The following is a 13356-nucleotide window of genomic DNA, read 5'->3' as shown; positions in this document are numbered from 1 at the left end:
TCTGCTACGACTACTTAGTGAATCGCTGCTTCTTTCTCGCTTAAGTATTTAAACCTAAGCTCGTCACCTTTAAGATCTACTTTCACCGTGCCGCCATCAATTAAAGAACCAAACAATAATTCGTTGGCCAGTGGTTTCTTAAGCTGGTCTTGAATCACACGACCCATAGGACGAGCGCCCATCGCTTTATCGTACCCTTTAGTTGCAAGCCAGTCGCGAGCATCATCAGAGACTTCAAGGGATACACCACGAGCATCCAGTTGAGCTTGAAGCTCAACGATAAACTTATCAACCACTTGGTGAATAACATGCTCATCTAAGCTGTTAAACCAGATGATATTATCAAGACGATTACGGAACTCTGGTGTAAACACTTTCTTAATTTCAGACATCGCATCATGGCTATGATCTTGTTGGATCAAACCAATCGATTTCTTCTCTGTCATCTGGACACCCGCGTTAGTAGTCATCACGACAATTACGTTACGGAAGTCAGCTTTGCGACCATTATTGTCAGTTAATGTACCGTTATCCATGACTTGTAACAGCAAGTTGAAGATGTCTGGGTGAGCTTTCTCGATTTCATCCAATAGCACAACAGAATGAGGATGTTTGATAACAGCATCTGTTAGCAAACCACCTTGGTCATAACCAACATAACCTGGGGGGGCACCAATCAAACGGCTCACAGAATGGCGCTCACCGTATTCAGACATATCAAAGCGTAATAGCTCGATGCCGAGCAGTTTAGAAAGCTGCACAGTTACTTCTGTCTTACCTACGCCTGTCGGGCCTGCAAACAGGAATGAACCAACAGGTTTGTTGTCCGCTCCAAGGCCTGCACGCGTGAGTTTGATCGCTTCACTTAGCACATCAATCGCATCATCTTGACCAAACACCAGCATCTTCATCTTCTCATCAAGCTTTTGCAAAATCTCTTTATCAGAAGACGACACTGATTTTTCAGGAATACGGGCCATTTTCGCCACCATTGCTTCAATATCGGCTACGCTTACCGTCTTCTTACGACGGCTTGCTGGCGCTAAACGGCTGCGTGCACCGGCTTCATCAATGACGTCAATCGCCTTATCTGGCAAATGGCGCTCATTAATGTATTTCGCCGACAACTCAACGGCAGCACGAAGTGCCTTGTTGGTGTAGCGGACTTCATGGTGAGCTTCATATTTTGGTTTCAGACCGATCAAAATCTTAGTTGTGTCATCCAAAGAAGGTTCGACAATATCGATTTTTTGGAAACGTCGAGACAGAGCACGCTCTTTCTCAAAGATATTACTGTACTCTTGGTAAGTCGTTGAACCAATACAACGTAGCTTACCACTACTCAGTAGAGGTTTAATTAAGTTAGCCGCATCTACTTGGCCACCCGATGCCGCACCCGCACCGATAATGGTGTGAATTTCATCAATAAATAGAATGGCGTCGTCTTCTTTTTCAAGCTGCTTCAAAATCGCCTTGAACCGCTTCTCAAAATCTCCGCGGTATTTAGTACCAGCGAGTAAAGAGCCAATATCTAAAGAATAAATAACGCTATCAGCAATGATATCTGGCACTTGGCCTTCGACAATACGCCATGCTAGACCTTCTGCAATTGCAGTTTTACCTACACCTGCCTCGCCAACAAGAAGTGGGTTGTTTTTACGGCGACGACACAAAACCTGAACCGTCCGTTCAAGCTCTTTATCGCGCCCGATAAGTGGATCAATCTGACCTTGTTTGGCTAATTGATTGAGATTGGTTGCAAAACTTTCTAGACGCTCTTCTGAACCCGTATCTTCAGCACTCTCGCTACCAAATGAATCGGAAGAAGGCTCATCACCAGAACTAGAAGCTTTCGTAATTCCATGAGAAATAAAGTTAACAATATCTAGGCGACTAATATCATTTTTCTTAAGAAGGTAAGCCGCATGAGATTCTTGTTCACTAAAAATTGCCACCAGTACATTTGCACCTGTGACTTCGCTGCGTCCTGAAGACTGAACATGGAACACTGCTCTTTGCAAAACGCGTTGAAAACTCAAAGTGGGTTGCGTTTCGCGAGTTTCGTCGTTTTCTGGGATAAGAGGTGTTGTTTGATCGATAAATACATCGAGTTCACCTCGAAGGGCCTCGATATCTGCCTGACACGCTTGCAGGGCCTCACGCGCAGCATCGTTTTCTAGCAATGCTAACAGGAGGTGCTCGACGGTCATAAACTCATGTCTTTTGTCTCTAGCGCGAGCAAATGCGCCATTCAGACTCGACTCCAATTCTTTATTCAGCATAAGTACCTCCTTTAAGAACAACTTAGGTTGCTCGAACAAGCGCTATGCTTGCTCCATTGTACAAAGCAAAGGATGCTCATTCTCTTTCGAATACATAGTAACTTGCGCTACCTTCGTCTCAGCAACTTCTGCAGTATACGTGCCACAAATTGCCTTGCCTTCATAATGCACCTTGAGCATCACTTGTGTCGCCTTGTCGATATCCATAGAAAAAAAACGTTCTAAGATTTCAATCACAAAGTCCATCGGGGTGTAATCATCGTTGTTTAACACAACGTTATACATGGACGGCGGCTTAATTTTTGTTTTTTCTAACTCCAGTAAATCGGAACCGGGAGTGACCCATTCAAAATGTTTGCTCATGACTCATCGTTGCTGCTGTTTTATCTTTGTTAATTTTACCACTTCATTGAGCGTAAGTTTCGAATTTAGTTCTAACTATTAACGGTTTGTTTATCTTACATGGTTGATTTTCGCGAGAAAGACCAGCATAGCTTCAGACAAAATACGTCAAACTTTTTTTGCCCTTACTTAGAGACTAATGCAGCATTAGAGTCGCTGCAAATAAAAGATTTCACTTATCGGAAGAGCTGTATCTAATTGATTAAAAAGAAACCAAAAACCATTCACCTCATCTATATTTATGCATAATTAACAAAATCATTAGTTGCAAAAATGTAAATCTCAAAAGCGATTTGCTTGCAAATATGTAGACTGTAATACCTTTTTCCTATTGACTGTCACCCATCATTGGCTACATTGGTCAAATAGTGACTGAAATTTTGGCAGCGGCTGAATGAAAATTCACTTTCTGTTTACAAGGAATCAATGTAAACACCTTAACAACATCAGTAACAATATGCATGAGGGATGTATAGCATGGCTACAGGTACAGTAAAATGGTTTAACAACGCCAAAGGATTTGGCTTTATTTGTCCTGAGGGAGAAGATGGAGACGTGTTCGCGCATTACTCCACAATTCAAATGGACGGTTATCGTACTCTGAAAGCTGGCCAACAAGTGAGTTTTGAAGTGGAAGAAGGACCTAAAGGCTACCACGCTAGCTCTGTGGTTCCGGTTGAAGCTCAACCAGCAAAATAATCGCTGCCAACTTAAACTAAGTTTAAATCATCAAAAAAAGAAACCCGCCAGTTGGCGGGTTTTGTTATTTGCCTCGCTAAGTTTAGCGATTGATTACACCATTAAGTGTTGCGCTTGGGCGCATCAGTGGTGCTGCTTTATCAAATACCGGCGCGTAATAACCGCCTAGTTCACCCGCCACACCTTGAGCGTCGTTTAGCTCTGCAACAATCTTTTCTTCATTTGCAGATAGTGCCTGTGCTATTGGTGCGAATTCCGCAGCTAGCTCCGCATCCGCGCTTTGAGAAGCCAATGCTTGTGCCCAGTATGTCGCTAGGTAGTAGTGGCTACCACGGTTATCTAGCTCACCCACACGACGTGATGGAGACTTGTTGTTGTCGAGGAAATCACCTGTTGCTTTATCTAAAGCATCAGCAAGAACTTGTGCTTTCGCATTGCCCGTTACTGTGCTTAAGTGCTCTAGAGAGGCTGCTAGCGCTAGGAATTCACCCAGTGAGTCCCAACGTAAGTGGTTTTCTTTTTCAACTTGTTGAACGTGCTTCGGAGCCGAGCCACCAGCACCCGTTTCAAACAGGCCACCACCGTTCATCAGTGGAACAATTGACAGCATCTTAGCTGAAGTACCAAGTTCTAGGATTGGGAACAAGTCAGTTAGGTAGTCACGAAGTACGTTACCCGTTACAGAAATTGTATCTTGGCCCTGTTTGATTCGAGCTAGAGAGAATTGACATGCTTCTAATGGCGCTAAGATCTTAATCTCTAGACCTGAAGTGTCGTGGTTAGGTAAGTAGGCGTTTACTTTTTTGATTAACTGAGCATCGTGTGCGCGGTTTTCGTCCAACCAGAAGACTGCCGGTACACCCGTTGCACGAGCGCGAGTTACCGCAAGCTTAACCCAGTCTTGGATTGGCGCATCTTTAACCTGACACATACGGAAAATATCGCCTTCTTCTACTGCTTGCTCGAGTAGAGCAGCACCAGAAGCGTCAACAACACGCACCGTACCAGCAGCGTCTAGAATGAATGTTTTGTCATGCGAGCCGTACTCTTCAGCTTTTTGAGCCATTAGGCCCACGTTCGGCACACTACCCATTGTAGTTGGATCGAATGCGCCGTTTTCTTTACAGAAATCAATAACCGCTTGGTAGATACCTGCGTAGCTACGATCTGGGATTAGCGCTTTGGTATCTTTCTGTTTGCCATCTGGGCCCCACATCTGACCTGATGAACGCAGCATTGCAGGCATAGACGCATCAACAATAATGTCGCTTGGTACATGCAAGTTCGTAATACCGCGGTCTGAATCAACCATCGCTAATGGCGGTTGAGTTTCGTAAACAGCCTGTAGAGCCGCTTCGATCTTTTCTTTCTGAGCAGTAGGAAGCGCTTGAATCTTAGCGTAAACGTCGCCAATGCCGTTGTTTACATCAACGCCTAGCTTGTCAAACACATCTCCGTATTTCGCGAAAACGTCTTTGTAGTAAACCTTAACAGCATGACCGAAGATCACGGGATCAGAGACTTTCATCATGGTCGCTTTCATATGCAGTGAAAGCAATACATCTTGCTTTTTCGCTTCTGCGATTTGTGCTTCAAAGAACTCGACTAGCGCTTTCTTGTTCATTACAGAGCAGTCGATGATCTCTTGGTCTTGGAGTGGGAAAGCACCTTTTAGCTCTTTCACCGAGCCATCAGCTACAACAAATTCAATCTTAACGTCAGTTGCGCCTACTACCGTGTGCGATTTTTCACTACCGAAGAAATCGTTGCCAGCCATGCTAGAAACGTGTGATTTAGAGTCCGCAGACCAAGCACCCATTGAGTGCGGGTTCTTCTTGGCGTAGTTCTTTACAGATAGCGGTGCACGACGATCAGAGTTGCCTTCACGTAGCACAGGGTTCACTGCACTACCTTTGATCTTATCGTAGGTCGCTTTAATCGCTTCTTCTTCGTACGTGCTAGGCTCTTCAGGATAGTTAGGTAGGTTGTAACCTTTATCTTGCAGCTCTTTAATTGCAGCTTTGAGCTGAGGAATCGAAGCTGAGATGTTTGGCAGCTTAATAATGTTTGCTTCTGGTGTTTTCGCTAGTTCGCCTAATTCAGCTAGTGCGTCACCAATGCGTTGCTCGTCTGTTAGATGCTCTGGGAAGTTTGCGATAATACGCCCAGCAAGAGAGATATCACGAGTGTCAACATTGATACCTGAAGAAGCAGTAAACGATTGAATAATTGGTAGTAGTGAGTATGTCGCTAGCGCAGGTGCTTCGTCAGTAATCGTGTAAATGATTGTAGGTTTTTCTGTAGGCATGAAATTTCCCTATTTGTTCTAACCGGATCGCTTTGAGAAGTGATCCTGTGTGTGTTTCCGCTAACAAGTTATGAATAATCCCCTCACTTGTTGCGCTTTGTCCGTCTCTTTTTGTTTTCGTCACTTAGTCAGCGACATCCTTGAGAGCGATTCGTTATAATTAAACAAAATGACAAGAATAGTCTATTATCTTGTTCGCCAATCCTGTTTTCGGGCGCGCAAATGGTAGCTTATTTGGCATCTCGTTAAAAGTTATACCCACACTTCGTTTACATTTTTGCAAGGTAGTTAACATGTCCCCACGCTCACACCGTGAGTCCAAACCGTCTTCAACACGTCACGGTAATCCCGGTTTTAAACGCCCTTCTTCGGCAAAAAAGAGCAATAAACATTCGTCTCGAAATCGCCAGAAGCTGGCCAGCAATAAGCCAAGAATAGCACCTGAGGATCGCAAGGTGGTTATATTCAACAAGCCTTTCGACACTCTTAGCCAGTTTACAGACGGTGAAGGTAGAAAAACCTTGGCTGACTTTATCCCTGTTAAAGACATCTATGCTGCTGGCAGACTTGATCGTGACAGTGAAGGTTTAATGGTACTCACCAATGACGGTATCTTGCAGGCTAAGCTCACCCAGCCTCAATCTAAGTCACCAAAAACCTATTGGGTGCAAGTTGATGGCGCACCGTCAAAATCTGACTTAGATAAACTGCGTAAGGGCGTAGAGTTAAAAGATGGCATGACACTTCCTGCAAAAGTAGAAGTAATAGAGCAACCAAAAGTGTGGGATCGCAACCCGCCCGTTCGTTTTAGAGCCAACATTCCTACTACATGGCTAGCGATTACCATTATTGAAGGACGCAACCGACAAGTCCGTCGAATGACGGCAAATATCGGTTTTCCTACCCTGCGTTTGATTCGCTACTCAATGGGGGATATAAAGCTAGGTGACCTGTTACCGGGAGAATGGAAACAAATCCAGATCTAAGACTTTAATCCAATTATCATTGAGTTAGCTTTTTTGTATAGCAAAACAAGCTGCTCATTTTATGCATACACATCACATTACGTTAGGGATGAGATTGAGGTTTTATCCTCCTCCCTCTCTACGTCCCCAAGCGTAAGTTTGCTGAAACAATCGATCCCACATCACGCATTCAGTTGCCTATCACTGCACGATTTGTGACAGCGAGCCCCGAAACGGTAATTTTCGCACTAAGAAATAACTTAGCTTAAATCGCTCACACATTGTTGGCTCACGATCCCCCTAAAATCGTTACGCTTAACTATAACAATGGACGTGAATCGTGAAACAACAACTAAACTTGTCAACACTAACCAAAGCAATGCTACCGGTACTCACAGTACCGTTGCTCATGGCTTGCCAGCAAGAAACCGACTGTACCTCTCCTCAGCAATCTGCAGATCAAATCAACATCCCAGCATGGTGTGAGATGCCAATAGAACCGGAGGTAAAGGAAAAACGGCGCTTAATTAGCTACATCATGGCTCCCGAAGAGAGTAGCTCGCACCTTTCGCATCGCACAAAAAAGCGAGATTGGGTACTAGAATGTGGCAACAAAAAATATCGCGCAAGTGGCTCGGATGAGTACGGCCCATACTGGCTACTTAAATCCCGAAAAACAACTGGCGCATGTACCATCAACCACAAGGACTCCGAGGTCATCTCGGTGACTCTTGATCCTCAAGCCAAATTTCAAGGCATCACAGAACACGGTGAAGTGGTTAATGAGAACCGCCGTGCAACCCTGTTAACATCACTAGGGCTCGATCAACAAGGGACAGATGTTAAGCTTCCACAAATTGATGCTCCGGGAGAGCTCGCTGCACCACCAGCAGGCCACTTCGCCATTCAACTCTATGATCCTATGGGCGATTATCAAGAGGTGGGACAAGCTCTCAACGGCTACGCTAACTACAACCTGCACCTGTGGAACAATGGAACGCCTTGCGCTGCAGGCGATCCTGCTGGATTCAACAACGGTTGGGACGATACTTCGATAACACCAGATGCGGCTGATCATTTTGGTCCAATTTGGTACGTGCCCGTAACCGACGACCCTAGCCAGTGTTTCAACGCGATTGTCCGCAATGGAAACAAAGACAAAATCATCGGATCCGACCTTGCTATCGATATTTCAGCCATGGATACCCACCCTTCGGTGACTTTTGTTCCTGGAGACAGCACTGCCTACGCAAGCCGAACCTTTGTATACAACAACCTTGACCTAGGCTTCAATGTAGATACGGTGGGAGCTATCTTATTAGATGAGCGTACCCTTGTGTGGAAAGGTGCCAAAGGTGCCGATCAAGTGCAACTCATGTTCTCTGAGCAAGGTAAGTACCAAGTTTCGGAGCAAGGAATTGTAAGTGCACTTTCAATTAAGCTGACTCCAACATCGCTAAGCAGTGAACAAAAAACCCGCTACCCACATCTTGCCGACTACCCTGCTTATGAGGTACCCGCCGCGTTATATGGTTTGGTAAAAACCAGCCTGGTGGCAGTTGCGTCTAATAGTAGCGGGGCTGAGAGGCCTTCGACTCTTCGAGCGGTAACCGGCGTTCAATACGCTGGTGCACTTGACGCCATGTTCGCACAAGAGGCAACTGAACTTGAGTATGGTGCTGTTTATGATGATAACCGAGTAACGTTCCGACTTTGGGCACCAACTGCCCACAATGTCGAGTTAGTGGTTTATGACCAGAACAAAGTTGAACTCAAACGCTACCCAATGACCGAAGATATCTATTCAGGTAGTTGGAGCGTGCGCAAGCGGGTAAAAGCAGTCGACGGTAAATACTACCGCTATGCTATGAAGGTATTTCAGCCTAGAGAGCAACTTACCGCTGAATATGAAGTCACGGATCCATACTCAGTAAGCTTGGCAATGAACTCAACTCACAGCCAAGCGATCAATCTTGATGCAAGCGAGTTAAAACCATCGGGATGGGACGCTCTCCAAGCTCCTCATTCACAAAATGAAGACAACGGTGATTTGGCTAACCTTACAATTTACGAGTCACATGTAAGAGATTTTTCTGCTCATGACGCGTCAACCGTCAACAAAGGGAAGTACCTTGCGTTCACTGAAAGTGGCAGCGTACCAGTTAACCACCTTAAAGAACTTGAGCAAGCAGGCATGACCCACTTACACCTCATGCCTGTATTTGATATTGCTACCATAAACGAAGACCCTGATCAGGTAGCAAACATTGATGAGCCATTTAGCAAGCTATGTAACTTAGTACCAAAGGTTAACAGTGACGCAAACTTTAGTGGCTACTGTGAAACCGGCCTATCCATCGCTGATGTCTATTCTGAAATCTTAACCTCAGATGACAAATCGACTCCACTGGTTCAAGATCTCACTCAATATGTACGCACAGTAGACAGCTACAACTGGGGATATGACCCATTCCATTACACGGTTCCAGAAGGCTCATACGCGACGGACGCGGAAGGTACTCAGCGTATCGTTGAATTCCGCGAAATGGTTCAAGCCGTGAAACAAGATATTGGCATGAACGTGGTTGTTGATGTTGTTTACAACCACACTAATGCATCGGGCTATCAGAGTGATAAATCTGTACTTGATAAAGTTGTGCCGCTTTATTACCACCGCCTCGTTCCAGATACGGGGGTAGTCGAAACCTCGACCTGTTGCGAAAACACGGCACCTGAACATGCCATGTTTGCCAAGCTTATTGATGACTCCATCCAAACATGGGTTCGTGACTATAAAATCGATGCATTCCGTTGGGACCTTATGGGGCATCACCCATTAAGTCAGATCCAACAAACACTGGCCGCCGCGCGCGATATTAATCCTGACGTTTACTTCTACGGCGAAGGGTGGAACTTTGGTGAAGTCGCGGATGACAAACGCTTTATTCAAGCCACTCAAAAGCACTTAGGTGGCACTGGAATAGGATCATTTTCAGACCGATTGCGCGACGCCGCTCGTGGAGGAAGCCCGTTTGAGTCTGGCGATGACATCCGTCGTATGCAAGGCTTTGCGACAGGTGCCGCAGTGCTAGCAAATGAACTCACGGACTATAGCGGTAATGAAGCCGAAACTGAGCTTGCGCGAGCACTGCACCAAGCTGACCTAATTCGTCTAGGTATGGCAGGCAACTTAAAAACGTTCAAGCTTATCGACTCTAGTAACCAAACGCTGTTAGGCCAAGACGTTGACTACAACGGTCAAGCGGCAGGCTATGCAGACCAACCTTGGGAGATCCAAAACTACGTCTCTAAACACGATAACCAGACGTTTTGGGATATCAACATGTATAAGGTGGCAGAATCAGCAAGCACTGATGTAAGAGTCAGAATGCAGACCATTGGCACCGCAACTGTTTTACTAGGACAAGCAATGCCGTTCAACCATATGGGTGGTGAACTGCTTCGTTCAAAATCAATGCAGCGTGACTCTTACGATTTTGGTGATTGGTACAATCTTGTCGATTTTGACCGTTCAGACAACAACTGGAATAAAGGCTTACCCGCGGCAGAAAAGGATCTGGCTAACTACGAACAAATTGAGCGTGCCATTGCAGACGCGAACACACACCCTACTCCGTCTGATATTGATGCGATGTTCGCCAACTACAAGGAGCTGCTTCAACTACGTCAATCAAGCAAACTATTCACATTGCCAAGTGGTGACGAAATCATTAGTCGCGTCGATTTCCGCAATACTGGCAGCGCACAAACACCAGGTCTAATCGTCATGACTGTGGATAACGGTATCACGCAAAGTTCAGACATGGATCCTAACCTCGATGCCTTGGTAGTTATGATTAATGCAACACCGAACCATCAGTCATTCGGTCATTTCAATGACCATTTGGGTAATCGTATTGAGCTTAGCGGCTTTGAACTTAGTGATACACATAGTCAAGGCAACATGTCTAATGGTGCTTACTTCAACGCTAGTAAACAAACATTTGAAGTACCTGCTTGGTCAGTGGCTGTGTTCGAACAAGCTCGCGCAGTTGAACGAGGGCTTGGCCTGCCTGTTTCAGAAAAGCAAGGTGATCTGCCACCATTTGGCGCACGTAAAGTGTACATCGCTGGAGGATTTCCTCTCTCAGTTTGGGACCCAGCAACAATTGAAGTTCCTTACCTAGGCGAAGGTATCTATGGTGTGACACTTGGGCTAGATAGCGATACCGGTTACAAGTTCACCATGGGTTCTTGGGATGAGCAGTACAGTTGTGGTGGTGGCAATTGCCCTTCAAACTATCAAGAATTGGGGATGTACCAATTCAAGCTTGATGCCACTAACACCGTATCTCCAAACGTCATTGAGGCACAGCTTGTCGAAAGCTATGAAGGCAAAGAGTGGTTCATTCCAGGCGCTCTATCCGGTGGTTGGGATCATACTGTCGCTCGCAAGATGGACCTAACAACAAGTAGTCTGGCTACGTTTACCACCTCAACGCTAACAAGTGGTACAAGTTACGACTTCAAATTCACCTGTGGAGATTGGGGACAATGCGAGCATGGTTTTGACGCAGTTATTGCAGGAGAAAATTCTCTGCCATTTGGCAGTAACTCAGGAAACATCAGCTTCACTCCTGACAGTGATGGAGCTTTCCAAGTACAGTTTAACGTCTTAACCAAAGCTCTTACCATTAGTACTCTGTAGAGAATCTACAGACGTAAAAAAGCCGCTTCATTGGTATGAAGCGGCTTTTTATTATCAACGGAAAGAGAGACTTACTGTTCTTCTTTCTTCTCAGCGGCTTTCACTGCGATCGCTAGCTCTTCAAGTGCTGCTGGGTTAGCCAGGCTTGGTGCATCGGTAAGTAAGCACGACGCGGCTGTTGTTTTAGGGAATGCAATAACATCACGGATATTCTCTGTACCACATAGCAGCATAACTAGGCGGTCAAGACCGAATGCTAAACCTGCGTGCGGTGGCGTACCGAACTTCAATGCTTCGAGTAGGAAGCCAAACTTGAGCTGCTGCTCTTCTGCTTCGATACCTAGAATATCGAATACAGCCGCCTGCATTTCAGCATTGTGGATACGTACTGAACCACCACCAACTTCGTAACCGTTTAGAACCATGTCGTATGCGTTTGAGTTCGCAGCTGCAGGATTCGATTTTAGCTCTTCTGCTGTCACACCTAAAGGCGATGTGAATGGGTGGTGCATTGCATGTAGGTTACCTTCGTCATCTTCTTCGAACATCGGGAAGTCAACAACCCATAGCGGTGCCCATGCAGACTCATCTGTTAGCTCTAAGTCTTTACCTAACTTCAGACGCAGCGCGCCCATTGCTTCTGCAACAGTGTGTGATTTGTCTGCACCGAAAAGAATAATATCACCAGACTCAGCCTGAGTGCGGTCGAGAATTCCATTGATCACATCTTCGTTAAGGAACTTAGCCACTGGAGATTGAACACCTTCAGCACCGGCTGCACGGTCATTAACCTTCATCCATGCTAGGCCTTTCGCGCCGTAGATACCTACGAACTCTCCGTAGCCGTCAATTTGTTTACGAGTTAGAGACGCACCACCTGGAACGCGGATCACTGCAACGCGGCCTTTTTCGTCGTTTGCCGGACCAGAGAACACTTTGAACTCAACGTCTTTTACTAGATCAGCAACGTCAACTAACTCTAGTGGGTTACGTAGGTCTGGTTTGTCAGAGCCGAAACGGCGAATCGCTTCAGAGAATGGCATCACAGGGAATTCACCTAGGTCTACGTTTAGTAGCTCTTGCCACATGTCACGGACCATTTTTTCAGTGGTTGCACGAACTTCGTCAGCTGTCATGAAAGACGTTTCGATATCGATCTGAGTGAATTCTGGCTGACGGTCAGCTCGTAAGTCTTCGTCACGGAAACACTTAACGATTTGGTAATAACGGTCAAAACCAGACATCATTAGCAGCTGTTTGAATAGCTGTGGAGACTGAGGAAGTGCGTAGAAGCTACCTTTATGAACGCGGCTTGGTACTAGATAGTCACGTGCACCTTCTGGCGTTGCTTTTGTTAGTACTGGTGTTTCGATGTCTAGGAAGCCGTTGTCATCTAGGAAACGACGAACAAAGCTAGATGCTTTAGCGCGAAGCTTAATGCGATCGCTCATTTCAGGACGACGTAGATCTAAGTAACGGTATTTTAGGCGCTGCTCTTCTGTATTCTTCTGGTTGAAGTCTAGAGGCAGAACGTCTGCACGGTTGATGATCTCAAGGCCTTTAGCGATGATCTCAACTTCACCCGTTGCCATATCTTTGTTTACTTGACTATCGGGACGAACGCGAACTTCACCCGTCAACTTGATACAGAATTCATTACGCAGCGTGTTAGCCACTTCGTACGCATCAGCCATATCTGGATCGACAACTACCTGAACAACGCCTTCACGATCTCGCATATCAATAAAAATAAGACCGCCTAAATCACGGCGGCGGTTAACCCAGCCGCAAAGTTCTACAGTTTGTCCTGCAAGGGACTTGTTCAGGTGACCACAGTAATGGGTACGCATAATGAATTTCCCAATCTCTTAAAATTTGTTGATTACTATCTATCGGTGTTAAGTTTACCGATAGAGCAAAGTTCCATTTATACGCTGAAAGTGTGTCGAGATCGACTACCCAGCGTACAATTTATTGCGATTTATTATCTAT

The 13356-nt window shown here is 45.6% G+C and carries 7 protein-coding genes; 3 read left to right on the top strand and 4 right to left on the bottom strand.

What is annotated here, in order from left to right:
* Nucleotides 1–14: 14 nt before the first annotated feature.
* Both clpA and clpS read right to left on the bottom strand, forming a co-directional pair.
* Nucleotides 15–2282 carry an ATP-dependent Clp protease ATP-binding subunit ClpA gene (gene clpA / locus ZX61_RS22590; protein ID WP_049846829.1) on the bottom strand — a complete coding sequence of 756 codons (2268 nt, stop codon included), beginning with the start codon at nt 2280–2282 and terminating at the stop codon, nt 15–17.
* Between the two features lie 42 nt (nt 2283–2324).
* Nucleotides 2325–2645 carry an ATP-dependent Clp protease adapter ClpS gene (clpS, locus tag ZX61_RS22585; protein ID WP_049846828.1) on the bottom strand — a complete coding sequence of 107 codons (321 nt, stop codon included), beginning with the start codon at nt 2643–2645 and terminating at the stop codon, nt 2325–2327.
* A gap of 516 nt (nt 2646–3161) precedes the next feature.
* On the opposite strand from clpS, the gene cspD reads away from it, so the two are divergent.
* Complete coding sequence (gene cspD, locus ZX61_RS22580; protein WP_049846827.1) at nt 3162–3383, top strand: cold shock domain-containing protein CspD; 222 nt, start codon at nt 3162–3164, stop codon at nt 3381–3383.
* 82 nt (nt 3384–3465) lie between these two features.
* On the opposite strand, the gene ZX61_RS22575 is transcribed toward cspD, so the two are convergent.
* Nucleotides 3466–5691: an NADP-dependent isocitrate dehydrogenase gene (locus ZX61_RS22575; RefSeq protein ID WP_049846826.1), complete on the bottom strand. Its 2226-nt coding sequence runs from the start codon at nt 5689–5691 to the stop codon at nt 3466–3468.
* A gap of 293 nt (nt 5692–5984) precedes the next feature.
* On the opposite strand from ZX61_RS22575, the gene ZX61_RS22570 reads away from it, so the two are divergent.
* Nucleotides 5985–6677, top strand: a complete 693-nt coding sequence (locus tag ZX61_RS22570) for a pseudouridine synthase (protein WP_049846825.1) — start codon at nt 5985–5987, stop codon at nt 6675–6677.
* Nucleotides 6678–6996: 319 nt separating this feature from the next.
* Complete coding sequence (gene pulA, locus ZX61_RS22565; protein WP_235431373.1) at nt 6997–11364, top strand: pullulanase-type alpha-1,6-glucosidase; 4368 nt, start codon at nt 6997–6999, stop codon at nt 11362–11364.
* A gap of 71 nt (nt 11365–11435) precedes the next feature.
* On the opposite strand, the gene aspS is transcribed toward pulA, so the two are convergent.
* Nucleotides 11436–13214, bottom strand: coding sequence for an aspartate--tRNA ligase (aspS, locus tag ZX61_RS22560; protein ID WP_049846824.1), 1779 nt, complete (start codon nt 13212–13214; stop codon nt 11436–11438).
* Between the last annotated feature and the right edge of the window lie 142 nt (nt 13215–13356).

Source organism: Vibrio sp. VPAP30 (assembly GCF_001188205.1).
GTDB classification, from domain to species: Bacteria; Pseudomonadota; Gammaproteobacteria; order Enterobacterales; family Vibrionaceae; genus Vibrio; species Vibrio bivalvicida.
This window is presented reverse-complemented; position numbering and strand designations above follow the sequence as displayed.

What these genes read in the sequence shown, in the direction of transcription:
- cspD (WP_049846827.1), top strand. Translation starts at nt 3,162, where the DNA reads ATGGCTACAGGTACAGTAAAATGGTTTAACAACGCCAAAGGATTTGGC.
- clpA (WP_049846829.1), bottom strand. Translation starts at nt 2,282, where the DNA reads ATGCTGAATAAAGAATTGGAGTCGAGTCTGAATGGCGCATTTGCTCGC.
- ZX61_RS22570 (WP_049846825.1), top strand. Translation starts at nt 5,985, where the DNA reads ATGTCCCCACGCTCACACCGTGAGTCCAAACCGTCTTCAACACGTCAC.
- ZX61_RS22575 (WP_049846826.1), bottom strand. Translation starts at nt 5,691, where the DNA reads ATGCCTACAGAAAAACCTACAATCATTTACACGATTACTGACGAAGCA.
- aspS (WP_049846824.1), bottom strand. Translation starts at nt 13,214, where the DNA reads ATGCGTACCCATTACTGTGGTCACCTGAACAAGTCCCTTGCAGGACAA.
- clpS (WP_049846828.1), bottom strand. Translation starts at nt 2,645, where the DNA reads ATGAGCAAACATTTTGAATGGGTCACTCCCGGTTCCGATTTACTGGAG.